The organism is Paenibacillus taichungensis (genome assembly GCF_003287275.1).
GTDB classification, from domain to species: domain Bacteria; phylum Bacillota; class Bacilli; order Paenibacillales; family Paenibacillaceae; genus Paenibacillus; species Paenibacillus taichungensis_A.
On the sequence record NZ_QEVW01000006.1, the window covers coordinates 315,790 to 341,809 of the forward strand.

At 52.0% G+C, this 26,020-nt stretch carries 19 protein-coding genes; 10 read left to right on the top strand and 9 right to left on the bottom strand.

Translation table 11 applies throughout. The features are described from left to right. The first annotated feature begins 61 nt into the window (after nucleotides 1-61). From DC345_RS10620 to gntK, 3 genes are all read left to right on the top strand, one after another. A complete protein-coding gene (locus DC345_RS10620) occupies nucleotides 62-928 on the top strand; it encodes a carbohydrate ABC transporter permease (protein WP_064642040.1) in 867 nt (288 codons plus the stop codon). A 21-nt stretch (nucleotides 929-949) separates the two neighbouring features. Further along, nucleotides 950-1,777: a carbohydrate ABC transporter permease gene (locus tag DC345_RS10625; RefSeq protein ID WP_113053059.1), complete on the top strand. Its 828-nt coding sequence runs from the start codon at nucleotides 950-952 to the stop codon at nucleotides 1,775-1,777. Nucleotides 1,778-1,905: 128 nt separating this feature from the next. Beyond that, on the top strand, nucleotides 1,906-3,456 hold the full coding sequence (gene gntK / locus DC345_RS10630; protein ID WP_113053060.1) for a gluconokinase: 1,551 nt from the start codon (nucleotides 1,906-1,908) through the stop codon (nucleotides 3,454-3,456). A gap of 544 nt (nucleotides 3,457-4,000) precedes the next feature. Here gntK and DC345_RS10635 read toward each other — a convergent pair. Beyond that, the gene (locus DC345_RS10635; protein ID WP_113053061.1) at nucleotides 4,001-4,390 is read right to left on the bottom strand and encodes a nuclear transport factor 2 family protein; all 390 of its coding nucleotides are present in this window, start codon (nucleotides 4,388-4,390) and stop codon (nucleotides 4,001-4,003) included. 166 nt (nucleotides 4,391-4,556) lie between these two features. On the opposite strand from DC345_RS10635, the gene DC345_RS10640 reads away from it, so the two are divergent. The 3 genes from DC345_RS10640 (at nucleotide 4,557) to DC345_RS10650 (ending at nucleotide 6,834) form a co-directional block, all read left to right on the top strand. Then, nucleotides 4,557-4,874: an ArsR/SmtB family transcription factor gene (locus DC345_RS10640; RefSeq protein WP_258530612.1), complete on the top strand. Its 318-nt coding sequence runs from the start codon at nucleotides 4,557-4,559 to the stop codon at nucleotides 4,872-4,874. Between the two features lie 63 nt (nucleotides 4,875-4,937). Further along, entirely contained in the window at nucleotides 4,938-5,753 is an 816-nt protein-coding gene (locus DC345_RS10645; protein ID WP_113053062.1) for a hypothetical protein, read from the top strand. A 121-nt stretch (nucleotides 5,754-5,874) separates the two neighbouring features. Next, nucleotides 5,875-6,834 (top strand): MraY family glycosyltransferase, encoded by a 960-nt coding sequence (locus DC345_RS10650; protein WP_113053063.1) that lies wholly within the window; start codon nucleotides 5,875-5,877, stop codon nucleotides 6,832-6,834. Nucleotides 6,835-7,036: 202 nt separating this feature from the next. Here the strand turns inward: DC345_RS10650 and DC345_RS10655 are convergent, their stop codons facing one another. From DC345_RS10655 to DC345_RS10670, 4 genes are read right to left on the bottom strand one after another with little or no spacing between them, the layout of a single operon-like run. Then, the gene (locus tag DC345_RS10655) at nucleotides 7,037-8,995 is read right to left on the bottom strand and encodes an amino acid ABC transporter ATP-binding/permease protein (RefSeq protein WP_113053064.1); all 1,959 of its coding nucleotides are present in this window, start codon (nucleotides 8,993-8,995) and stop codon (nucleotides 7,037-7,039) included. Between the two features lies 1 nt (nucleotide 8,996). Then, nucleotides 8,997-10,871, bottom strand: a complete 1,875-nt coding sequence (cydD, locus tag DC345_RS10660; protein WP_113053065.1) for a thiol reductant ABC exporter subunit CydD — start codon at nucleotides 10,869-10,871, stop codon at nucleotides 8,997-8,999. Between the two features lies 1 nt (nucleotide 10,872). Then, complete coding sequence (gene cydB / locus DC345_RS10665) at nucleotides 10,873-11,889, bottom strand: cytochrome d ubiquinol oxidase subunit II (protein ID WP_113053347.1); 1,017 nt, start codon at nucleotides 11,887-11,889, stop codon at nucleotides 10,873-10,875. Further along, the gene (locus DC345_RS10670; RefSeq protein WP_113053066.1) at nucleotides 11,873-13,288 is read right to left on the bottom strand and encodes a cytochrome ubiquinol oxidase subunit I; all 1,416 of its coding nucleotides are present in this window, start codon (nucleotides 13,286-13,288) and stop codon (nucleotides 11,873-11,875) included. Before DC345_RS10670 ends, cydB begins: the two co-directional genes overlap by 17 nt. A gap of 429 nt (nucleotides 13,289-13,717) precedes the next feature. Between DC345_RS10670 and DC345_RS10675 the strand changes: the two genes are divergently transcribed. Genes DC345_RS10675 through DC345_RS10690 form a run of 4 tightly spaced genes read left to right on the top strand, consistent with a single transcriptional unit; the run spans nucleotide 13,718 to nucleotide 18,036 of the window. Beyond that, nucleotides 13,718-15,016 carry a hypothetical protein gene (locus DC345_RS10675; protein WP_113053067.1) on the top strand — a complete coding sequence of 433 codons (1,299 nt, stop codon included), beginning with the start codon at nucleotides 13,718-13,720 and terminating at the stop codon, nucleotides 15,014-15,016. Continuing rightward, nucleotides 15,016-15,924: a glycosyltransferase gene (locus tag DC345_RS10680; protein WP_113053068.1), complete on the top strand. Its 909-nt coding sequence runs from the start codon at nucleotides 15,016-15,018 to the stop codon at nucleotides 15,922-15,924. Before DC345_RS10675 ends, DC345_RS10680 begins: the two co-directional genes overlap by 1 nt. Before the next feature lies 1 nt (nucleotide 15,925). After that, complete coding sequence (locus DC345_RS10685) at nucleotides 15,926-17,359, top strand: glycosyltransferase family 4 protein (RefSeq protein ID WP_113053069.1); 1,434 nt, start codon at nucleotides 15,926-15,928, stop codon at nucleotides 17,357-17,359. Beyond that, nucleotides 17,356-18,036 (top strand): class I SAM-dependent methyltransferase, encoded by a 681-nt coding sequence (locus DC345_RS10690; protein WP_113053070.1) that lies wholly within the window; start codon nucleotides 17,356-17,358, stop codon nucleotides 18,034-18,036. The genes DC345_RS10685 and DC345_RS10690 overlap by 4 nt, the downstream gene beginning before the upstream one ends. 75 nt (nucleotides 18,037-18,111) lie before the next feature. Here DC345_RS10690 and DC345_RS10695 read toward each other — a convergent pair whose 3' ends face one another. The 4 genes from DC345_RS10695 to DC345_RS32125 form a co-directional block, all read right to left on the bottom strand. Further along, nucleotides 18,112-20,124, bottom strand: a complete 2,013-nt coding sequence (locus tag DC345_RS10695) for a glycosyltransferase (protein ID WP_181586552.1) — start codon at nucleotides 20,122-20,124, stop codon at nucleotides 18,112-18,114. Nucleotides 20,125-20,176: 52 nt separating this feature from the next. Next, nucleotides 20,177-22,081 carry a tetratricopeptide repeat-containing glycosyltransferase family 2 protein gene (locus DC345_RS10700; RefSeq protein ID WP_181586553.1) on the bottom strand — a complete coding sequence of 635 codons (1,905 nt, stop codon included), beginning with the start codon at nucleotides 22,079-22,081 and terminating at the stop codon, nucleotides 20,177-20,179. Then, nucleotides 22,038-24,410: a glycosyltransferase gene (locus DC345_RS10705; RefSeq protein ID WP_181586554.1), complete on the bottom strand. Its 2,373-nt coding sequence runs from the start codon at nucleotides 24,408-24,410 to the stop codon at nucleotides 22,038-22,040. The genes DC345_RS10700 and DC345_RS10705 overlap by 44 nt, the downstream gene beginning before the upstream one ends. A gap of 80 nt (nucleotides 24,411-24,490) precedes the next feature. Beyond that, entirely contained in the window at nucleotides 24,491-25,999 is a 1,509-nt protein-coding gene (locus DC345_RS32125) for a DUF6385 domain-containing protein (protein ID WP_258530613.1), read from the bottom strand. Between the last annotated feature and the right edge of the window lie 21 nt (nucleotides 26,000-26,020).

The window sequence follows — 26,020 nt, forward strand, 5'->3', positions numbered from 1 at the left end:
CACTCCGGATCCGGGGAAGGCAAGTCCGGATTTGGATCGGCAGAAATCACTCTTGTCCCGGATGTGGGAACATCGTGCACTCTATGTGGCGATCTCCCCGTTTTACATTCTGTTTGCCGTGTTTGGGCTGTTTCCGATTGCATTTTCCTTATATCTTGCCTTCCACAAGTGGGATGGCATTGGTGTAATGACCTATAACGGACTAAACAATTTTAAATATATGCTGACCGATGCTGAATTCTGGCAAGCCGTGGGCAATACATTCATGATCTGGATTTACGCTACCATTCCGATGTTGTTCTTTGCACTGATCATTGCGTTTCTACTGCATGCCCCTTTTGTGAAGTTCCGTACGCTGTTTCGCGTGGGATATTTCCTGCCGAACGTGACGTCCATCGTGGCCGTGGCCATTATCTTCGGTGCCTTGTTTGCCAACAATTATGGCTTCCTCAACTATCTGCTACAGTCCGTCGGACTTCCCGTGGTGGAATGGCTGGACGCACCCTGGGGTATCAAAGTGGCAATCTCCTCCATGGTAGTCTGGCGCTGGACAGGATACAACGCAGTTATCTATCTGGCCGGACTTCAGAGCATCCCGCAGACATTGTACGAGGCTGCCAAGATTGACGGTGCATCCGGAATACAGTCCTTTTTCCGAATTACGATTCCAATGCTGCGTCCCGTCATTCTGTTCACTGTGATCACATCAACGATCGGCGGCATGCAGCTGTTCACCGAACCTCAAATTCTCGTGGGTAACGATGGCGGTACAGGTGCAGCCGGGATGACGATTGTATTGTACCTTTACCGAGAATCGTTTATAAACAACTATTTTGGTTACGGTGCTGCGGTTGGTTGGGGCATGTTCCTCATTATCGCCCTGTTCTCGATTGTGAACTGGAAGCTCGTTCAAGGCAAGTCATCCTGATGTGACAAGGGGGGAGCGCTCATGACGTCCAAATCTCTCAAATCGTTGGTGCTGTATACCGGTCTTATCGGGGGCATGCTCATTTCCATGTTCCCGTTCTATTGGCTGATTGTAATGTCCACCCGGACGACGTCCGAAATTTATACATTCCCACCCAGACTCTGGTTTGGGAGCGAGCTATGGAATAATGTCAGTCGAGTACTAGAGCAGATTGACTTCTGGGGCGCATTCATGAATACGTTGTTTGTATCAGGCTTGGTGACAGTACTGGTGCTGTTTTTTGACTCATTGGCGGGGTTTGCGTTTGCGAAGTTTGAATTCCCGGGCAAAAAATGGCTCTTCGTCCTGCTGCTCGCCACCATGATGGTTCCTTCCCAGCTGTCGCTGGTCCCTTCCTTCGTGCTGATGGCGACATTCGGATGGGTCGGTTCCTTCAAAGCCCTCATTATTCCGGGCATGGTGAACGCCTTCGGGATCTTCTGGATTCGCCAATACGCCACGGAGTCGATACCGAATGACCTGCTGGATGCCGGGCGAATCGATGGCTGTAATTTTTTCCGGCTCTATTGGAATGTGGCGCTACCCATTCTGCGGCCTGCGTTTGCTTTCCTCGGTGCGTTCACGTTTATTGGCGTATGGAATGATTATCTCTGGCCCCTGATCGTCTTGACGGATGCACGAAAGTATACACTGCAGATTGCGTTGTCTCAATTAAACGGACTGTACAATACGGATTACGCAATGGTTATCGCGGGTACATTGCTGGCTGTTATTCCACTGATCGTAATGTTCCTGTTCATCAGCCGTCAGTTTATTTCGGATATTGCTGCAGGAGCTGTAAAGGATTAGGGATAGCGCATTTTGATCCATCCCTCAAGTCTGATATTCTTATCTATAGATAAATACCAGATGCCATATAAGTTGGATGAATAGACAGCATTCATTCACTTATATATTCAAGAAAGAGGGATGACAAAATGGCTTCTTCACCCTATATGATCGGCGTAGATATCGGCACCACCTCCACGAAGGCCGTCCTGTTTGAAGAGAACGGAACCATCGTGGCTCAAGGCGGTGCCGATTACCCGCTGTATACCCCTACTCCTGCGATTGCAGAGCAGGATGCAGAAGATATTTTCAAAGCCGTCGTAGAATCGGTTAAGCAAGCGACCTCCAAAGCGGGTATCAAACCGGATGAAATCCTGTTTGTATCGTTCAGTTCAGCCATGCACAGCATTCTGCCTGTTGATGAACAGGGCAAACCACTGATGCGAGCGATGACCTGGGCAGACAATCGTAGTGCCGAGTGGACGGAAGCACTCAAAACCGAAATGAACGGTCATGAAATCTATTTGAGAACCGGTACACCGATTCATCCGATGTCACCTCTGACCAAAATCATGTGGCTAACCCGAGATCAACCCGAACTGTTCAAGCAGACGCACAAATTGATTTCAATGAAAGAATACGTATTTTATAAATTGTTCTCCGAGTATGTAATTGACCACTCCATGGCCTCTGCCACGGGAATGATGAATCTCGAAAAGCTCGACTGGGACGAGGAAGCTCTCCATGTCGCAGGCATCACTCCGGATCATCTGTCCCGCCTTGTGCCGACGACACATGTACTTAAGAAAGGTTTGAATCCTGAGTACGCCAAGGAGATGGGTATTGCGGATTCGACGCCATTTGTCATCGGGGCAAGTGACGGCGTGCTCTCCAATCTGGGTGTTAACGCCATTGATCCAGGCGTTGTAGCGGTTACCATCGGGACCAGCGGAGCGATTCGTACCGTCGTGGACAAGCCGGTCACGGATCCGAAAGGGCGTTTCTTCTGCTATGCGCTCACGGAGGATGCGTGGGTGATTGGCGGTCCGGTCAACAATGGCGGGGTGATATTCCGTTGGATTCGGGATGAGTTTGCGGCATCCGAGGTAGAAACAGCGAAACGACTCGGCATTGATCCGTATGAAGTATTGACCCGTGTCGCCGAAAATGTACCTCCAGGTTCGGAAGGCCTGCTGTTCCATCCGTACATGACGGGTGAGCGGGCCCCACTCTGGAATCCGAATGCACGTGGTTCATTCTTCGGCCTGACGCTGCATCATAAGAAGGAGCATATGATTCGCGCTGCTCTCGAAGGGGTCTTGTTTAACCTCTACACCGTCATGCTGGCGATTGAAGAGAAAATCGGGCGTCCCAAAAAGATTCAGGCGACGGGCGGCTTCGCCCGCTCCGAGCTGTGGCGCCAGATGATGGCTGATATTTTCGACCAGGATGTCATCATTCCCGAAAGTATCGAAAGCTCCTGCCTTGGGGCAGCTGTGTTGGGGCTTTATGCTCTTGGCCGCATCGATTCCCTCAGCGCCGTCTCCGGCATGATTGGATCGACCCATCGTCATCAGCCAGACCCGGATAGCGTTCGCATCTATCGCGAACTGCTGCCGATCTTCATCCGCATCTCCCGCAAGTTTGAAGAAGAGTATGCGGATATTGCTGCTTTTCAGAATAAAACGATGCAGAAATGAGTGGAATTGGATGGTGTGTGAGAGGCAATTGAGCGAGTTCATCACAGAACGCGTCTCCCTTCTGCCAAACGCCATACGCTAACGAACCGTGCTCATCTTATTAGAGGTTTAGAGCTTGTTTTAGTGTTCTAACGAACTTCAGCCACCTAATATCAGCTGATGCAGCATATATCTGCCTATAATTTGAAAATACAGGGCAATAGGGTGCCCGGGATTCGTTAAAAACATGATTATGCCGAATACCCTCCAATAGCGTGTGTGAGGTTCGTTGGAAGTCGCCGTTCACCCTATCCATTCTAGGATGGCCGCTGGGGGCTGCCCGGTTCGGAATAACATATGACATCCCGATAATCAGTCTGATGCATATTCATGAAGGCCGTCCCCGAGTGCAACGGGGAACGGCCTTTTTCATGCAGGCTTTTTTTCACAAAGTATAATAAACATAATCCACGTTACGTCTCCAGACCCTTCACATATGGGCATAACAAAACTCCACAGCATATAGCTGCTGTGGAGTTATAGAATGTCTGTAGACACCTGAAATTTACTGGTTATATTTGCTGAATGCATCCTTATCCGCCTGCACATTTTCCAGATATACAATCTGCCCCGCCTCATTCACACGAGCGATATCGATGCCTGTTTTGGCATATACCGTTCCGTCCACCGCTTGTCCGCATACCGCCCAGTTCGTTTGATAGCTGCCATCCGGCTGAAGAACCCATTGGTCCCACATATGTTTCACATCGCTATTGTATTCATAGAAAGCTTGCATAAAACCATCAAATCCGGTTCTGCTGGTGCCATTCAGCACAATCTCTGCATCCGGTGTAAACAGGGACAACAGATCCTGCATCGCACGTTTGTCTGTACGGGAAGCGTCAAATAAACGGAAATAGTTGTTTAACATGGTTGTAGTGCTTGTTGTGCTCATCATTATTCCTCCTAGAAGTATTGCCATCCGATTCTATATTTTATAGTTCGAAAAATTTCAAACTAACTGAGATGAAATGTACCACATTTTATGTCCCCAGAACAACCCTCAGTTCGAAAAAATTCAAACATTGAAAGAGCTTGTCGAATATGCTACCGTCATAGATATGAAAACTCCAACGATACCTATGGCTTCGGAATTGAATCTGACCACGGTTTGCAACGCACTCGGCGATCCGGTACGGATGAAAATTGCACACTGTCTGGCCAGCTCTGGCGAGAAAAACTGTTCCGCCTTCGAAGTCGACCATATTTCCAAATCAACGTTGTCTCATCACATCAAAATCTTGCGTGAAGCAGGCCTTATCCGGCCTCGCATTGAAGGTAAACAGCACTTCTATTCTCTGCGAAAGGAAGACTTGAACTCCCGTTTTCCCGGTCTTGTTGAACTGATTCTGAATACAACCGAGGAATATGTACATTAAGAAAAACCAGGCTTGAATCATGCGATACATCATCATATGGATTGTATAAAGGAGGTTAATTTCTTGGATAAAAAAGCGGCAAAAATTCTACTGGGTACCTTCTGGGGAAGCGGCGGCTGGAAAACAACATCGGCTCCCTTCTCGGGGGATGAATTTGAATATGCCAAAAGCAGAGGTGTGATGTTCGACCCACTGACCATTACCCATGATGAGATCGTCGCACGTTTGCGTGAGATTCATCAGGATAACTCCATCAAGCGACGGGTAGTATCGGCATTTTTACACAGTTTATCTACCAAAAAAGTATATCTGCGCAGCGCGCTTTCCAGCTGGGATTTAACCTCGCAACTGCCTTTGCATACCTACGAGGAGCGCCGTGCGCTGCATGCCAACACCAGCTCGTGCGGGGATTGCAACTTCCTACGCCTTCAATCGGACAAGGCGTACACGGACGTCGATCTGAATGTATTGAACTTTGAACGGGTGAAATGGGGTGGAGTCCGCCACAACAACCTTTTATACTGCCTGATGGATCTGGATCTACTGCTGGCTAGCAAGGAAGCCATCTATGAAGTGACTGACGCAGACATCGCTATACTTGTGAGCCTGCTTGAAGCAGCGCAAACCTGCGAGCCTCATGAGAGTGCACGCGGGTTGGAGAAACGCTGGAAAGGCTTGTTTCCTTCGAGCAAACAGGAACGCGACGCCATCCTCGAAATCTGGGGTGCGGCCGGACTGCTTGTGCCGCAGGATACGCCACGAAAAAGCCGAGGCGGGTACAGCGACTTCCACTTTGCCGCAACGTGGCAGGGAGATGACGGTTATAGCGCAGATGCGGCGATTTCCCTCTTTGGCTCCTATCTGCCCCAGAAACTTTAAGCTAGAATGCTCTCCTTCAAGTTTGAATGAAGCTTAGGTTACAATAATGACATCGACAGATTTCCTGTTTAGCTCGTATAATAGGGGGAAATTGGTAGATAGGAGTGAATCAAGCGAATTTATGGTATACATACTGGCTTTTATGCTGTCTTTTGCTGTCGTGGTTCTGCTTATTCCGCCGCTTGGTCGACTGGCACATCGGCTCGATTTTGTGGACAAGCCCCGAGAAGATGTGGAGCGCAAGCTGCACAGGCAGCCCATCCCGCTGACGGCAAGTTACGCGATATTTACTGGATTCTTCCTGACATACATTGCTCTTACGAAAGAAATTTCTTGGGAAACGGCGGCTCTGGTCGCTGGGGGAATGCTTCTATTAACGATTGGTACAGTCGATGACTGGTACAAAACGAAAGGCAAGGACTTCCCTGCCCTGCCTAAAATGATCATTCAAGTCTCGGCGGCAGTACTCGTATTTGCTTCCGGCATTGCGTTCACAGGATTTGTGAATCCCTTCAACTCCGAATACATCATGCTCCCGATCTGGCTGCAATTTATTCTGACGATCCTGTGGATCTTCGGTGTCACGACAGTCATTAACTTCACGGATGGCATGGACGGACTGGCAGGCGGTTTGTCTGCCATCTCAGCCATTACACTGTTTATCGTTGCAATGACCAAAGGGCAAACCGATTCTGCCCTTATGGCCATTACGCTGGTCGGTGTAACCCTTGGTTATCTGAAATATAACAAAGCTCCCGCCAAAGTGTTTATGGGAGATGCAGGAGCTACGTTTCTCGGCTTTATCCTGGCGGTAATCGCCCTGGACGGTGCTTTCAAACAAGCAACTATGCTGTCCATCTTCATACCGATTCTGGCACTTGGTGTGCCAATCTTCGACAACATTTTTGTTGTCATCAAACGTTTCATTCAAGGTAAAGCCATCTATCAGGCAGATGCAAGTCAAGCTCACTATCGCTTGCTGCGTGCAGGTCTGAATCACAATCAGGTGGTTGGCGTCCTGTATCTTATCAGTACCTGCCTTTGCCTCTCGTCCATAATTTTGATGCTGGTGGAGATGTAAAATTAGAAACAAACGTTTCAACAAAAGGTGTAAAAAAAGAGACGAGCCCACTGATCCTGTGGCCCGTCTCTTTACTATGTTGCTGATGAATTGGACTACCATTTAAGAGGGCACCAGCTACCATGTCGTGTACAAACCTCTGTCAACGCCCCTTACCTTACCCTACCCCATACCTGCCCCTGCCTGCACCTCATATTCAATTTTATCTGGAAGCTGCAGGCGGCAGCGGAACTGCAGGTTTCTGCCCATCTGCCCAACCCGGTCGATCAAGTTCAACGAGACGGCGATAACGCTCTTCCCGGACCAGCAATTGGTCGTGAGAACCCTGCATGGTAATCTGTCCATTTTCCATAAAAATAAGTTCATCCATCCGTTCCGCTCCCATCAGGTGATGGGTGACCCAGATCATCGTTTTACCCTGCATGCTGTCCATAATCGTCCGCATGAGGGCTCGTTCCGTCACAGGATCAAGTCCTACCGTTGGTTCATCGAAAATAACGACAGGTGTTTCGCGAAGAAGTACCCGTGCTAATGCAATCCGCTGTCTCTCTCCACCAGAGAAACGAAGTCCGGTCTCCAGCATCGGGGTGTGATAACCCTGCGGCAAAGATTCAATGAGATCGGATAAACCTACTTGCGCAGCCACTCGCTGGATTTCTTCATCTGTTGCATGCGGACGGCCGATCCGCAGATTGTTGGCTACCGTTGTATCAAATAGATGTGGACTTTGGTTCAGCACCGCTATGACATCCGTTATATTTTCACCCATCGTTTGTACCGGAAGGTCATTGATCAATATGTTCCCGGCGGAAGGGAGCAACGCTCCCTGAATGAGCTTCAAAAGGGTTGATTTCCCACCGCCACTGCGACCGAGAATAGCCAAGCGTTTACCTTGAGGTAGATGAAGGGTTACCTCCTGCACCGCACAAGGAGCATCTGGCGTATAACGATAACTCACCTGTTTAATCTGAATATCGGCTCGCAGTCTGGGTGGAATGCGCAGACGGATACGTCGATCCGAAACTCTTTCCGTAAGCTCCAGGGGACCCATCAGTTGTCCATGCGGTCCAGCTACCGGTTTGCTGCTTGATACTCCAGAGGTCCAATCCTCTTTGGCTCCGGCTGCTGCATTCGCTTCTTCAGTTCCAGACTGTTCCGGTCTATGTTCTTCACCTTCCAAGTGCTGCAATCGCGTCAGCGATTCCCGATACTGCGGGATATGCTCCACGGCATCTCCTATGGGCAGCAGTGCTTCCGTGAGCGGAAACAACACAAGCACAAATGCAGCAATCATGACCGCAGGCAGCTGTCCCGCAGAAGCCGCATTTCCCGCCCATAAGGTCACGGATACCACCATTAGTCCGATCACACATTGGGCAACCAGATCACGCCAGCGCGTCCATTGCCGCAAGCGGAGTCGTAAACGATCCGCCTGTACTTCTGCCTCTTCCTGCCCACGCACAAATTCTTCAGCTCGTCCACTCGCTATCCAATCCCCGAGGCCAAGCACACCATCGGTCAGACGAGTGTACAACTTGGCATTCTCCCGCTTCAGCCGCACCCGCAACTTCCACGTCACACGGAGGGAAATGGCAGGCAGCACGGCAACCAGAAACAACATGTACAACCCCATCCACAGTGCAAAACCCAGATCAACGCTGCCAAAGGCCACAACAGCTCCACCGTACATCATGAGCGCCGTAACCGCCGGAAATACCGTACGCAGGTAAATATCCTGCAGTCGTTCTACGTCCTCTGCAAGAGCACCAAGTACGTCTCCTGTCTGCATGCGAGAGCGCAGGAACAATGCCTGCGGCTCCAAAATCCGGTATAGCTTCACACGCTGATCCGCAAGCACACGCAGAACGGCATCATGTCCGGCCAGTCGTTCGACATACCGGAATACGGCACGGAAAATTCCAAATGCACGAACACCCACGATAGGTACATATACCATCAAAATATTTTCAGGACGGAGCGCCGACTTGGAGATCAGAAACCCGGAGGTGAAGAGCAGCAGCACAGCACATAATGTAGCACATATCCCCAGCGCTATGACTGCCACGAGTCTCCAGCGGTACTGTGCCACGTACGGAGTGATCCAGCTATTCTTTTTGCTCCTGCTCAGGGCTGCTTCTGTCTGCTCATATCCGGCTTTCATCTCACACCGCCTCCATCTGGGCCTGAATCATCTGGTAATATACGCCTTGTCGGACCAACAATTCCTCATGTGTTCCTGTCTCTGCAACCGTGCCGCCATCCATTACGATAATGCGATCCATATGCGGCATCCAATGCAGTCGATGTGTTGCCAGAAACACCAGCTTACCCTCAAACAGCGGCAACATCGTCTGTTTCAGTTCATACTCGGTCTCCACATCCAGATGCGCAGTTGGCTCATCTAGCAGCAGGATCGGGCGCGCACTAAGCAGAGCTCTTGCCAAAGCCATACGCTGTTCCTGCCCGCCGCTGAGCTGCCTTCCCCCAGCCCCGATAAGCTCCTGCAACCCATTCGGCAAGGAGGAAGTAAGCTTATGCAGACCTGCTGCGTGAATGGCGTCAGTCACCTCCGTATCCGAAGCCTCAGGCATATAGAACCGAACATTATCCGCCAAGCTGCCACTGAAAATAGTTGGATGTTGCGGGATCGCCGCCGTTTGTTTTCTCCAATCTTCCATCAGCTCTGGAGATAAGGGCTGGCCGTTATATAAGATCTGACCTGAAGTAAGTTGCTGGAAACCTGCCAGCACATCAATCAGGGTCGATTTTCCTGCTCCGCTCGCTCCGATAATCCCTACTTTGCCAAAACCGGAAACCTGAAACGTCACATCATTCAGTGAGCATGGCCCATCTTCCTGATGCCGTACCTGTACGTTAGTGAGTGCCAGTCTGCTTGTCGCCTCCCAAGAGGGTTTCAATGAGGAAGCATCCACGTCACTTCGGGCGTTCACCTCACGTAAGACCACCCGTATGGTAGATGGATTCACACCGCTTTGGCCAGAAGAAGGCTCAGGCGAAGAGATTTCTCCATTCTTTTCTGACTCACCATGTAGAACAGCACTCGTGTACGCTTCCTTCTGCTTACGTTCAGCCAGTTTCCCTCGTTCAATCATCTGGCTGATTGCTTCCACCGCCTCTTTGCCGTCCAGTGTGGCATGGTAATCCGCACCTACCATTCGTACAGGCAGGAAGTATTCCGGCGCGAGTATAAGTACGGTCAGCGCTGGTCCAAGCAGCATATGTCCTTCCGTCAGACGCAGCCCCAAGCCGACCGCTACCGAAGCCACCGACAACATGGTGAAGAAATCGAGTGCGAAGGAGGACAGAAAAGCCATACGCAGGGTAGACATCGTAGCCTTGCGATAACGCTGACTGACCCGAATGATCGTTTCCCCATGTTTTCTGCTTTGTCCCAGTGTTTTGAGTGTTTCCAGCCCACGCAGCGTATCTACAAAATGATTAGCAAGCGCTTTGTACGACTTGAACTGTCCATCGATCTTGCGTTGTGCAGCCAACCCCACCAAAATCATAAAAACAATCAGGATCGGCAGCGTCAGCGTCAAGATAACCCCGGACATCATATCCAGCTTGAAGACATAGAACAGAATAACGATTGGCGTGAACCCCATCCCAAGCATGCGGGGAATAAACAATTCAAGATACGTCTTATACTGGGCTGTTCCTTGGCGTGCCAAGGTTACCAGGTGCCCTGTTCCTTCAGTTTTGGCAAAACGCGGTCCCAGCCGGAACCACTGCTCCACCATCTGTCTACGCAGACTGTTTCCTGTCTTCTCCGCGTACCGCGAAGCGATGAGCTGCAACCAGAATGACAGGGAATAGCGGGCGGCAAAAGCGGCCAAGAACAACAGCAGCACCGGGTACTGCCCCGTTACAGGTGAACCTTGAAACAATGCCGTAATCGCCTGTGCCAGCCATTTCGCCTGCATGATAATCGTCATCGCCTGTAACAGTACCAGCGCTGAGGCCAGCGCCAGTACCGGCCGGATGCCCGGCAGCTTCAGCAGCCCCCGTCCCATATCAGTACTCCAAGTGATGCTGATCGTTCAGACGTTTGCGGAAAATGTAATAACTCCAGATCTGATAGCCGAGTACAAACGGAAGCAGCGTACAAGCCACAATCGTCATCACTTTCAGCGAATATGCACCGGATGAAGCATTATAGACTGTCAGATCAAACGCCGAACCCATAGAACTCACCATGACCCTAGGAAACAGACCGATAAACACGGAGGCAAACGCGATAGCAATGACGGCGCCCGTCATACCGAAGGCCCAGGCTTCACGTTTCTGACGTACGAAGTAAGCCGCCAAGCCCAATGAAGCAGCGCCCAGGATTACCATAATCCAGAGTGCCCAGCCGCGTACGGCAAATACATCGGTCATGAAGTATGTCATCACGGCGTAGACCGCGAGAATTGCGGCCAGCGGCAGCATCAGCCTTTTAGCCATATTCAGGGCACGTTCTCTAAGATCTCCGACGGTCCGCAGTGAAGCAAACAGTAAACCATGCACCAGACACAACAATGTCACGCTCAACCCACCGACCACCGTATACGGATTAACGATGTCCAGGAAGCCTGGACGAAGCTGCATCTGTGCATCAATAGGCAGGCCTTTCATCAACGTAGCGAAGACAACCCCGAACAGGAATGGCAGTAACGCACTGGAGACTACGATGATGATGTCCCATGTTTTGCGCCAGCGTTCATGTCTCATTTTGCTGCGGAATTCAAAGGCAACTCCGCGTCCGATCAAGGCCAGCAGTACCACGACCAGCGGCAGATAAAAACCGCTAAACAGCGTAGCATACCAGTGCGGGAAGGCTGCAAACATTGCACCCCCCGCCGTAATCAGCCAGACTTCATTGCCATCCCAGAACGGACCGATCGAGTTGATCAGGGTACGACGTTCACGATCCGTTTTGCCAATCATTGCAGTGGACATGCCCACACCAAAATCAAAACCTTCCAGAAAGAAAAAACCTACAAACAAGACAGCAATCAGCAAAAACCACAACTCACTTAGTGACAACAGAATAACCCCCATCCACGCCGAACGGATCGGCCGATTCATCATGCTCCTCCGGCTTCTCGACTGCATATGGTCCTGCCTTGATTTCACGAACGAACAGATAGACCATCACAATGCCGAGAACCGTATACGCTGCTGTAAAAGCAATGGTGGAGAATAAAATCTGTCCTGCGCTTACGTTCGGGGATACCCCGGCTGCGGTCGTCATGTAGCCGAATACCGTCCACGGCTGCCTTCCCACCTCAGTCATAATCCAGCCCGACGTATTGGCGATAAACGGCAGGGAGATGGCGAACACCATCAGACGCATAAACCACTTGCCTGCTCCCTCCAGCTTGCGGCGCATCGCCAGGAATGTACCGTACAGAGCCAGCAAAATCATCAATCCACCCGCAGCAATCATAATGCGGAAGCTCCAGAACGTTGTCCGTACCGGTGGAATATAGTCCCCTGGTCCATACGTTTGCTCATACTCCGCTTGCAGCTCCTTCATACCTTTGACACTGCCGGAGAACTTGCTGTAGGACAGATAACTGAGCAATCCAGGGATTTTGATCTCGCCGGAATTCTCCTGTTTGTCCGGATCGATAAAGGCTACCACCGTCCATGGGGCAGGGTCTTCCGTCGTCGTCCATGTTCCTTCACTTGCTGCCATTTTCATTGGCTGCGTCTCCACCAGATATTGCGCCTGGAAGTGACCCGAGAAGGCAACCCCCAGCGAGGAAACCAGACCAATAATGATGGCAATGTTGAACGACTTGCGGAAAATCTCCACATCCTGCTTCTTCATCAACTTGTAGGCACTAATCCCGGTTACGACGAATGCACCTGTCATCAGGGCACCGAAGATCGTGTGCGGGAACTCCACCAGTAGTTGACCATTCGTAATCAGTGCAAAGAAATCATTCATCTCTGCGCGGCCATTATTAATCTCGAAGCCAACCGGATGCTGCATGAATGAATTGGCTGCCAGAATCCAGAGCGCGGACAGGAATGTGCCGACAAATACCAGCCAGATACACGCCAAGTGCACCTTTTTGGACAAACGATCCCATCCGAAAATCCAGAGTCCAATAAAGGTAGACTCCATAAAAAACGCCAATAAGGCTTCCACAGCCAATGGCGCACCAAATACATCCCCGACAAAACGGGAGTACTCCGACCAGTTCATGCCGAACTGGAATTCTTGCAGAATGCCTGTGACTACACCGACGGCGAAGTTAATCAGGAACAGTTTTCCCCAGAATTTGGCCATCGTTTTGTAAACTTCCTTACCCTTCACTACGTACAACGTCTCCATAATCGCTACCAGCAGCACAAGACCGATGGACAGCGGCACAAAAAAGAAATGGAAAATCGTTGTGAGCGCATATTGGATACGCGATAACATGATCGGATCCATACCGTTACCCCTTCTTTCTGTTCATATCACAGTTTTCGTATTTGGCATTGAAGCCCCTTCTTCCGTTTCTGTCAGCCAAACACGTATTGATGAACGTATTGTGCCAGATAGACTATTTTATACATGTGACAATTATCACAAACCCTGCCATGACAGCAAAAAAAAGTGACGATGGTCACACAATAGAAAAAATTAAACCTAATCTTTGGGCTTGCCAGCTTCGTCTATTCACGGAAGATGCTCATGTTTGGGACGGAACGCCCATATGTTAGTGTCAGGCATAAAATACGCTGGGCAAAAAGGGCTTTACATATTGAATCATTGGAATCATTGATATCATTCAAAGCCGCACCAATCCGATTTTTATCAGGTGGTGCTGCTTCAATCCATGAACGGACAAAAATGCAAATCAAGTGAGGTGATTTGTCGATGGAAGAGATGTCTCCGATTCTGGACCCGGAGCCTCATCAAAGGGCAGATGCAGAAGAGTCTAGTACGGCTCTGCCTGCCTTTCGTTATATACTTTTCCCCCGGAAAGGAGGATGGTCTACCTTTCCCTATCCAGACATCGCTGCTCTAATGGTTGCCGAAGGGCCTGTCTACTATGTCAGCAGTCTGGAGCGATCCGAGGAAATGCCTGCGAATATCTCCGTTATCACGCTTCACGAAGCTGAGAAACTGTTACAGGAGCCACGTACGGTTGCTGTGGTTGCGCATCCCTACTGGCTGACTGCCACAGCTTCGCTCCATCCGGAGCTCTGTATTGTACTTCTTCCTGAGCCGGTCGGTGAAGAAGCCGAGTCCCCCTTGTGGGAGAGCTGCATTTCAAGACTGGTCGGTATCGCCGATCTGGTGGGTACGACTTCAGAAACACGTTATATGAAGCTGGTATTCCAGGGTGTACGTGCCATCTGGCTGAATGGAGAGGATACCTCCCCTGCTGGTGTCATGCAAAAGGATGACCTCGAAGTTCCTCTCCGGGACTATGAACTGCTATTTCTGCATGCGCTTCGGCAGACCCTCTCAGGTGTTCCGGATACGGTCACCCGGCTGCAATGCAGTGTGCGTGCCGACTTCTATCGTCAGCTTCGTTCCAAAGCAGGAGCGCATGAGACGATTTCCTTTTTGCTGGCAGCCTATGAATATGTGCTAGAGGATTCCAGAGCGGCCGCTTCACTCAAGGAAGCATTCTCCCACGCGGTATTAAACGGGCGCAATGATTGTGTAAGCTCCCACTATCGATTCCTCTCCGCGATTCATGCGAGGGCCGGGGAAATCGATAGTGCGTTGCAGGTGTATGGAATCAGCGCAGGCAGCGAGCAGGAACGTCACCATTATGAACAGCTCTGCCGCTGGCTTGAAGCCGGGGAGGAACAACTTGTCCGGGCAGAACTGCTGCGTCTGAATGATGATTATGGAAATGCATTGCACATTTTGGATGAACTCGGAGGCGAAACGGCACGGCATTGGAAATTTCGTATCTATCAGGAGACTGGACATGTGGAAGATGCATTAGATTTGGTGCACGCAGTGGATATCCAAGATAGCCCCAGCCGACAGGATTATCGGCAGCTGTCGGGTCTAGCTCTGGCTCTGCGCGGGGAACGTCACGGGGCGGTGAGACAATTTCTGGAGACGGCACTGGAGGATGAAGATGCTCTTGCGCGAATCGTCGAGATGGAACTGTTGGATCAAGCCGTCCAGCAATTGCTGGGGGAGGTGCCATGATGCTGGACCCGAAGAAGCGTATACAACATGTGAATGGACCGATGGTGCATAGGAAAATACGATCCGAGACATCTCATACTCCAATTGAAAAGTTGGAATTACCGCACGCTGAACCAGGTGACCAAGGGGATCAGGATGCCGGTAAACACCAGGAAACAGGCCTATTTAGAGAACCATTTACCGTTCGTCGTGTTCGTAAAAGTCAGGGCAATAAACTGACCGCTATGCTTCAGGTACGTAACGAGCGAGGGCGATACCTGGAGGAAGTGCTGGGCGACCTGAGTGAATTCGTAGATGAGATTGTCATTGTGGACGATGCCAGCACAGATGGTACACCCGATATATGCAGAGCCTATCCAAAGGTCGTTCGTCTGGAAGTGCTGGAGAAGCCGTTATTTGCGGAGGAATGGCGATTACGCAATGCGCTATGGCAAGCAGCAGTAGGTACCTCACCCGATTGGCTGCTCTCGGTTGATGCCGATGAGCTATACAGCATGGAAGCGAAGAAAGCGATACGCGCTCTGATTAACCAGGATCATGCGGACTGGATCGCTTTCCGCTTCTACGATATGTGGGGCGGACGAACTCACTATCGGGAAGATGAGCTTTGGGGGCTTCACCGACGTCATACCGCTTCCCTGGTCCGTTATATGCCGGGTTATCCTTACTTTTATCCGCAGCAAAATCATCATGTGCCTCGTCTTCCCTTGCCCTGCACCGTACTGCCCGGAATCAGCACGGAATTGAAAGTCCAGCATCTTGGCTGGGCAGGAAGTCTGGAGGATCGGGTTCGGAAATATTTGCGTTATAAACGAATTGATCCACACGGCGAGTGGGGCAGCCTGGAACACTATGAATCGATTCTTGATCCGGATCCCCGACTGATTCCGTGGAAGGAGGAGCAGTGAGATGGGCGTTGTCAGCATATTGACACACAGCTTCACCGATGGATATAACCGGGAATTCAGCCGGGTGTTCGGGGGCGGCCTGGAGCGTTACGTCCTTGATTTGTGCAGTGTAATCCGCGGATTGGGACATATCCCCGAGGTTCATCAGTTGTCCTATTATGAAGCTTTTCAGACCCGCACGGAACAGATCGATGTATATGGGTATGCCTACGATATGAATGATGTGCCCGAAGCTTTTGCCCGAATGGCTGCCGCAGCGCGAGGGCCTGTGATCTATGCAAGCTGTCTGTGGCAGCCCATTGCCTACAAGCCGGGCAGCCTCGGCATCTGCCACGGGATTAACTGGGATCGTCCCGCGCTACCGCTGGAGACCAAGCAGCAAGTCGCTGAGCATATTCAGCTGGCACTGGATGGACTTGTACGCATCGTGTCGGTGGATTCACATTTTCAGACCTTTTGCCGTGCTGCTTGTACGTTTGCGGATGCCAGTCAGGTCGTGCTCATTCCCAATGCAGTGGATACCTCCTACTTCACACCTGCTCCGCCAAGGCGTACGTTCGAGCATGAACAGGAAGAAGAATGGCTGGCTGCATGGAAGAAGGATCTTGCAGGCCTTGAAGATCATGCTGAAGCTGCCGTCTCGGGGTTGAATGCTGCGTCATCCGCGAGGGGAAGAAACGATGGAGACGGCATGGTACGGGCGGACAGATCCGAGGTGACAGTAATCGCTGAGGAACTGGACTCGGGGAATATCCGACAGGGCCACATTGGTCGGCAGCCAAATGAGCTGATGGGTGAACCTTTGAAGGATCAGGGCGACGACACACCGGCTGCAATTCATGTGAACCCATCGCGTCCACTGCGCATTTTATATCCGCGCCGCATCAGCATGGAGCGGGGCATTATTCCGATGATGCTGGCAGCTGACCGACTGCTTGGTGCCTTTCCTGATCTGGAAGTCGAATTCGCCGGGGAGCTGGTTGAAGGCAGCACGGTGGGTCGATCCTTCCGATACTGGCATCGCACGCACCCCCATGCGGATCGAATTATACAGCGCACGTATGATTTTCGGGATATCCGCGAGGCCTACCATCAGGCAGATATCGCCGTGATCCCGACTGTCTTCTCGGAAGGAACATCCTACGCTTGTCTGGAGGCGATGAGCTGTGGGCTTCCGGTTGTTGCTTCCAATGTTGGCGGACTGAATGATCTGATTCAGGATGGCTTCAACGGACTGCTGGTACCTCCAGGGGAAGAAGCGCTGACCGCCGCGCTGGTGCGTCTCGTTCAGGATAGAGCCGAGCGGGAGCGGTTGGGAATCTATGCCCGCGAGACGGCGTTATCCTACGACATATCCCACTGGCGGCGGAGATGGAGTACAGTATTGGAATCTTTTTTGGCAGAAGCAGGATTAAAGGAGGGAATTCGGGGATGATGGATACGCCAAATGCAACAGATTTCACGGAATCAAGATACATTCGGGAGGGTGACCCCAAAACGGATACATTGGTTTTTCCACTGCATCCTGCGTGGTGGAGCCGTCCGTACGAATACGAATGGGCACGCCAGTTTGCACGTCAGGAAGACGTCGTACTCGACGCTGCCTGTGGTATATCCCATCCATTCAAATTCTGGCTGGCAGAGCACTGCCGGGAAGTTCATGCCTGTGATTGGGATGAGCGTATTTTGTCCAGAGAAGCGATCCGGCTGGATATCGCTTCTGATTTTGGTGAGCAGGCCGCACGAGACCTGCCGGAATCGAGCCTGGACCGACTGCATCTCGCGCAGGCCAATCTGGCTCAGCTTCCGTATGAATCGGAGATGTTTGACAGCGTATTCTGCATCTCTGTGTTGGAGCATCTGGATACAGGCACGATGCTGCGCGCCTTTCGCGAATTCGCCAGGGTGCTGAAGCCAGACGGACGGTTGATAGCCACGTTTGATGTGCCCGAGATGCGCCCTGATCTGCTGGAGACCATTATGGCTGTCACTGGACTTACGATCGAAGGCAAGCTGAGCGTGAAAGAACCGGATGATGCCATCTGGTCTGACATGTATGGCCCGGCAATCCGTTGTTTCCGTGCTGTTATTCGTAAAGAGCAATTGGGATGAATAAATGGGATCACTGATGAGGGGCATAGATTGAGATTAACTCTATATCCTTAAAACCCTTGGATTGCCTAAGCGTTAAAGATGAACCAGCAGCATGCTGCACTGGTTAGCGTATGCTTCAGTGGATGCTGCGCCGGGTGATGTCAGGCGCAGCAGAGTGTGCAGGCCCGGCGGGATTGTGGTCGCCGGGCTGCCGGAGGAGGCAGGTTGCCGTGCAGTGATGTGGGCCCATTCGGCCCAATCACGCGCCGTGCGCTGCCGCCCGGCGAGCAAAGCGAGCGTGCCCGCCAGTACCATGGCGGGCACTTCGTGCGTGAAGGGCTGCGGCGCGCCATGCGGCGTGCCGAACAGCGCAAGCAGCCCTTCACGCACGCTCGCGGGCGCGCGCAGCAGCCCGCAGCGGGCCGCAGGCGGAAGCGCCGCGAGCAGCGCCGGCGCCTGGCCGGGCGGCAGGGCCTGCAGCAGGCGCAGCCATGCGGCCCAGGCGCCTACGCGCGCAAGCGCCAGCGCCGGGGCGTGCACGGCCTGCGGCGCTGGCAGGGCGCAGCTGGCCGGGGCGCCGCCGCGCAGCAGCGCTTCCGCTGCGCGGGCTGCGTCTGGCGCGGCCGCCTGCTGGCGGGCATTACGCCGCGCTGGCGACGACGCTGCGGCGCCTCGCGCTAAGCCAGCCGCAGCCCGGGTGCGGTGCTCGCCGGGCTGCTTGTGGCCGAGCGCCCACAGCGCTAGCGCCGCCTCCGGCCCGTGCTGCGCATGCGTCGCCCAGGGCTGCAAGGCCGCCCGGGCAGCGGTCTCCTCGCCGAGCTGGGCCAGCGCCAGCCCGGCGGCGAGGTGCTGCGCCCGCAGCACGGCGGCCAGCGATGCCTCGTGGCGCATCAGCCATTCCGGCCGATGCGCATCCAGCGCGGCCGGGATCAGCGCCTGCCAGGCCGCAGGCGGCAGGCTTACCCGCTGGGCTGCGCTTGCGATGACGTTCGGCCGCCCGCTAGCTGCGGCCAGCAGCAATAGCCGCTGCCATGCTTGCAAGCTGCCGGGCTGTACGACGAGCGCAGATGTATAAGCCTTAGCTGCCTCCTGCCAGTAGCCTAGCCGTTCATGGGCCATGCCTTCCAGAGTCAGGCTGCGATACGTTCCGGCACCGGAAACGGACGTATATCGACTGGCTGTGGGAGCTGCGGCTTTGGCCTGCTTCAGCCAATTTAGAGCAGCAGCATCCCGTCCCCGATCGAGCTCTAACACAGCACCAAGCTCCAGCAGATCAGGGAAGTCAGCATACAGCGGCCTCCATTCCTCAACGATAGCAAGTGCTCTCTCTGGGCGGCTACTTTCCCGCCAGGCATAGGCCGTTTTGAGTACCAGATCCGAATGATATCCGCATTCCGGCGTAAGCTTCGCCAGCAAAGGCTGTAACAGCCTGAGCGCTTCATCGTATCTCGCTTGCTGAAACCACTCAGCGGCCATGGCATATAACAGTTCCGGTTGATCCGGCGACTCATGGAGAGCGGAGCGAATCAGCCGCATATTTCGCTCGGGTTTATTTTTGCCAACAATAACGTGCTCCAGATAGCCATAATGAATAATTTCAAGCCCGGAGTCGACCACACCCCACGGAGCGAAGGATAGAATTGAAGATGCCACTTCTTCATGAATCATGCCTTGAAAAGCAATCCGGGGATCGTTCCGAAATAAACGACACACCGCATCCGTCACACGCTCGTCTCCAGACATTCCGAGCAAACTCGTGACCTGTATCCAGTATCCCCATACGTCGTCCTGACCTGGCTCCAGGAGCCGCTTCATCTCCGCCAGATTGTGCGCTGTAGGCATCCAGACTTCATCCGCATCCAGTACCAGGATCCAAGGATGAGTGGCAGCAGCAAGGGACAGGTTGCGAGCAGCACTAAAATCTCCGGTCCATGCTGCACTGATAACAACCGCACCATGACCACGGGCAATGTCGATCGTCTCGTCCGTTGATCCCGTATCCACAATGATGATCTCATCCACAACATCCTGAATAGCATCCAAGCATCGCTGAAGCGACCCGGCCTCATCCTTCACGATCATGCACAGGCTGATTCCTGTCTGCATGTTCATCCCTCCGTCCTTCCTATACGGGGTTCTGCTGTCTTTCATTCAATCCTCAAAACTCAAAACCATCCGGCCCCGGTAGATCCAGTCTAATCTGCTGAACCACAGGCCAACAACGTTCTCGCTGTCCTTCTGTCCCTTGAGCGAATGCCTTCAAATGATGATCCGCAGCACTGACAAGCCCTTTCACCAACCAGCTGGTTCCCACTCGTGAATCGAAGGCTCCGGGAAAGGGTTCTCCCGTTTCCTGCCGTGCGCCTTCCACCAATGGATACACGCCTTCTGCCAACTGCCCCTGACCAAGCTGAACCAGCGTGTGCAGCACATCCCATCTCCCGGATTGCACACATCCGTCCATCATCATTCCAAGTGCCTGCCAGCCATTATACGCTGTTCCAGCAGCCATTTTTGCGTCATTATTTTGCGCTACAGCTTGTGAACTACTGATTCGTTCTGTCTGTTGATATGGCTCCGACTCCGTATTCGGATGCGAATGACGAAACAGCCACGCAGTCAGTTGATCTTTCCCCTCGATCGGTCTTCCTTCAATCCAGTTTAGTCGCTCTATCCAATGGGTAGCCGGTACAGAAAGCTCTCCATTTTTTCGCCGTACCGTATCCAGCTTAAGGCGTGCCTTGTTCCATTTCCCCTGTTGAATCTGGAGCAGAGCCTCAGCCATGGATAACCTCTCCCTCATCTCCGCTGAAGGGTGTGAAGATATGTCTGGCAACAACTGCACAGCTGTATCATAGCAACGGCACTGCTCCAGGATGCCCAATACTTTCTGGATCGCCTCTTCTGAAGTGATTGCAAATCGCTCCTTAATGAACTCCACCAGATGTTGCTCTTGACCCGAAACCCGCATGATCCGAAAAATTCGGTACAACGGCGGCAGCAGACTTGATTTGGCACGGACTGCTTCCACATAAGCATCCACTGCACCTTCAAGGTCCGCTCGACCTTCCAGCAACCTCCCCAGGGTGTACCAGGTCTGATAGGTTCCGATTCCTTCTTCCGTATGAAATATGGGTGGCGGCGGTCCCATACGGACTGCTTCACGCAGCGATAGCTCTGCCTTTTCTGTCTCGCCCAACGCCTCCTCACATACTCCGCGATGATGCAGCAGGTCCGTGTATTCCGGGAAGAGTTCAAGAGCAGCATGGATGTGATCCAATGCTTCCTGCCAGCGGCTCAAATGCTGGAAACAGCGAATCTCATATTTGAACAACAGATGTGCATAACTTGTCAGGGTTGGATCAATTCCCGCTTTTGCTATCCCAAACGTCTTCAGCGCCTGTTCCGTTTCTCCCATCCGTAGATACTCAACACCCAGGTTATAGTGATGAAACGGCTGCTCTGGATCTTCCTCCACCGCCTGTTGAAGCAAACGCAAATTCCGGTTCACCTTATCCTTGCGCTCCACAATGGCCGTCTGATACCCGTAATGGTGAATGATCATGTCCGTCACGTGAAAAGCAGCCTGTGGATTCTTCCGACAGATTGCCACAGCGATCTGCTCATGAATCCGACCCTCAAACCGATGCTTCGGCTCGTTCCTGAAGAGGCGCAATACCGGATTTACCGTCACCCCCTGCTGACCCGAACCTGTATAGTTATGGATATTTAAAAACAATCCGTCACATCCGCTGGCTTCCGTCCAGCTTCTGATCTGTTCCCGTGCAGTCTCATCCAGCGCCTCGTCCGCATCCAGAAAAAGAATCCATTCGCCCGAAGCCCGCTCCAGCCCTGCATTCCGTGCCGCGGCAAAATCGTCGCTCCACTTAAACGGCACAACCACCGCCCCATATTCCGTGGCAATGGCAGCACTTCGGTCCGACGAACCGGTATCCACAACAATGATCTCGTCCACCGCTCCGCGAACACTTTCGAGACAATGAGGCAACAGCTCTTCTTCATCCTTCACGATCATGCATAGTGAAATGTGTTTGGTCGGCAAGCTGGTTCCTCCTTTCCCTTGCATGGAACACCGTACGCCAAGGAAGTCCTTCGGCGGTGCGAAGCTGCTGTTCCAGCACAGTTTGTTGTGCTATAAGCACCTTTTCAGCGGGAGAACGAGTTAGTTCTTGTCTGATGACCCCCAGCGCCAGCCACATATAACAGACAGCAGCTCCAGCTCTCGCCTGCCGTTGTTCTGAATCCTTCTCCAATGCCTGCTGGAAAAGAATCAATGCCTGATCGTAATGCCCTTTGGCATACACGGCTTCCCCAAGATAGAAGAGGCTTTCCGCATCCAGATCGCCTTGTGACATACATTGAATCAGCAGCTCTGCGGCAGCCATGGTGTATCCCTGACGGTAAAGAACAGCGGCCAGCCATCGGCTATAATCACCATTTTCGTCGTGTTCAGAGTGAATTGCAGACACCTTCTCGTACAGCTTCTTGGCAAATGCCAATTGCCTAGTCTGCACTGCCCGAATCAAAACGCTCTTACTCAGCTCCACTGCAGCCTGACGCGTCTGATGATCTATTTTCCCATCTATATCTTCTTTGACATGCACCTGTTTCATCTCTTCCAAAAGGCCATTCAGCAATCTCCAGCCTTCCCTCTCCTGAGGTTCTGCTGCGGCCACTACTGATTCAGTTACAGATAATTCATTTATCCAATAGGTCAATGCCAAATCTACTCGCTGTTCATGCGGGAGGTTCCTGACCTCACTTCGTTCCTCACTCCAAAGATTCTGCACGTATTGCAGCGCATCAGATATCCTGTTGGCACATAACATCCAATACAGATAATCTTCATGGTTTATACGCGTATTTCGGGCATCTCTATGTAGCAAGTTCAATGCCTGCCCATACGCTCCACTGGAAGCAACTGCATGAACCACATGCACCAGATCATCCTCGTATGTTATTAAGCGCGGATCTGAATCCTCTTTCTTTGAGCGGTCTTTCTCTGAATGCTCTTTCCAGCGTGTAAGTAATGTCTCTGCTATGCTTTCATCCGTCTCTCCGGATTGCTGCAATACATCGGCTAATCCTGTCCATGCAGGAGTATACGTGATCTCGCTTCCCAGAGCCAGGCTGTACAGATGAGCAGACTCCTGCAGAAATCCTCTTTTCTGTGCAAGCCTCCCCATGGCTGTATAGGCTTTATAGCTATCGCAACCTGTATCCGTTACGTATTGTCTTTGCATTTGGGCTGGCTCTCTGTGAACATCATCAAAAGATTTACCCACAAGCAATTCATCGCTTTCCGGTTTATCTGTCTGCTCATTTACCTGCTGATGTATGCCTCGAATCTCTGCCTTGTTATCGTCCTTGGGATCAGCTCCACTGAAGCCCTCCCGGCAATTCACTGCTCTGGCATAGGACTTGTAGGCCCTCTCCTCCAGACCCTGCTGCTCCAAAACCTCTCCATATAGCAAATGCAGGTCTGCATATCCCTCATATCGCTGTCTTTCTCCCGCCAATAGCCCATGAGCTTCGTCATAGCACCCCATTGTCAGAAGAACTCTGGCATAGTCCCGAACCAGGGTGGAGCGATACGGAGCGTGCAGCGGTGTATGAAGAAAGGATTCAGTAAAGGCTTCTGCTGCCTGTTCAATATGCCCTAGCTGGCAGTACGTGACCCCAACATTATAGAGGTGGAAAGGCTGCCCCGGACGATCGGCTAGTTCCCGCAACAAAAGCTTTAGATTACGCAATGGTTTATCTCCTTGAGCAATCGTCGACGGCAAATAACCATCATGAACCAAACGTAGTGGAGTCAAAGGTTCATGATCAGCAATCCAGCCTTCTTCACGGGTAAAAGAGCTTTTTCTGTCCTGATCATCGTCCTCCTGTTCTCTACCATCCCTTGTACCGCCACGAACCAATTGCTCATGGATACGTCCGACATACCGATATCCTTGATGAGCGCGAAAAAGACGCACAGGTTGGAAGATGACACACTCTCCCGCTCCCTCGCCAATTCGGTTCTCTATCGTAATCCGCAGTCTCGAAATGCCCTTATGGACCTTCGGTAGATAATCCAAAAGCTCTTCCAATCCCTGTATGACATACTCATCCGCGTCCAGACACAGAATCCATTCTGTGCTCGCGAGAGGCAAACTTATATTTCTGGCATGTGCAAAATCATCTTCCCAACGGGTGTGGAGCACCGTTGCTCCATAATGTCTGGCAATCGCCGGAGTACGGTCTGTTGAGCCGGTATCTGTAATGAAGCATTCGATGCCAATCGACTTGAAGCCGTCGAGACAGCGGGCCAGATGATGTTCTTCATTTTGCACAATCATATGAATTCCGAGTAACCTGTTCTGCATATGCAGCCACCTCCAATGCAAAAAAAAGTACATGAAGCCCCCAAAAGGGACTCCATGTACCTATATGACAACAAATCGGGTTATGTGCCTTGTCCATTGAAGAACACATCAATCGTACTTGGTGCTCCCAGCAGACTGGAGCGGTAGGAAAGACGTGTATATTTGAGAAAACGCTGCGGCACCAGTACATCCACCGAGCCTGGCAAGATCCCGGTTACCGTGTCCACATCATCGTACCAGTTGGTACCGTTGGCACTGATTTCGACGCGGGCATCTACCCGGTTAAGCCCTGGACCCCTGTTATATACAAAGAAAGAATAAGTGCCGAATACACTCGTCGTGACTGCCGGAAGCGGTGTAAACGTGTTTGCCGTCGGCGTACTAAGAAGCTGTGATTCCTGAAAGCTCTTTTGCGAGATGGATGTCACGCTGCTGAGTGTACCCGCTGTAATCGTGGCTCCCAATACGCTGGTAATGGTACCATTCAACAAGTTGGTCAACGTTCCGGCTGTAATGGTGGCTCCAAGCACACTGGTAATCGTACCGTTAAGCAAATTCGTTAACGTTCCCGCTGTCACGGTAGCTCCAAGCACGCTGGTGATTGTACCATTTAACAAATTCGTCAGTGTTCCTGCTGTAATCGTAGCACCAAGAACACTTGTGATGGTACCGTTCAACAGATTGGTCAGCGTGCCTGCGGTAATCGTGGCTCCAAGCACGCTATTGATGGTACCCGCCGTGATTGTTGCTCCCAGAACACTCGTGATCGTTCCGGCTGTGATCGTCGCTCCAAGTACACTCGTGATCGTACCATTCAGCAAGTTCGTCAGCGTTCCTGCGGTTACTGTGGCTCCAAGCACGCTGGTGATCGTTCCCGCTGTGATGGTCGCCCCAAGTACACTCGTGATGGTACCGTTCAGCAAGTTCGTCAGCGTCCCTGCGGTTACTGTGGCTCCAAGCACGCTGGTGATCGTTCCCGCTGTGATCGTCGCTCCGAGTACACTCGTGATGGTACCGTTCAGCAAGTTCGTCAGCGTTCCTGCGGTTACTGTGGCTCCAAGCACGCTGGTGATCGTTCCCGCTGTGATGGTCGCCCCAAGTACACTCGTGATGGTACCGTTCAGCAAGTTCGTCAGCGTCCCTGCGGTCACTGTAGCTCCAAGCACGCTAGTGATGGTACCATTGAGCAGGTTTGTTAATGTCCCCGCCGTCACGGTGGCCCCGAGCACACTTGTGATCGTTCCGGCAGTAATGGTAGCTCCCAGAACACTGGTGATCGTACCATTCAGCAGGTTTGTTAGTGTTCCGGCTGTGATGGTTGCGCCAAGCACGCTGTTAATTGTACCCGCCGTGATCGTTGCTCCGAGGACGCTGGTAATCGTTCCGTTCAGAATATTTGTGATGGTTCCGGCATTAATCGTAACGGTAGTCAGACCTGAGATATTACTAATCGTACCATCCAAAATAATTCCCAGTACATTCCCGCTTGTATCGGTGTGAACCGGCTGGGCTGTGCCTGTACTATCATGACCAAAAATCAAAGTTCTGAGATTATCCGGATTCGTGTTAAACGTTGTAAAGTTAGGCATATGCCTCGTCCTCCTCCCTGG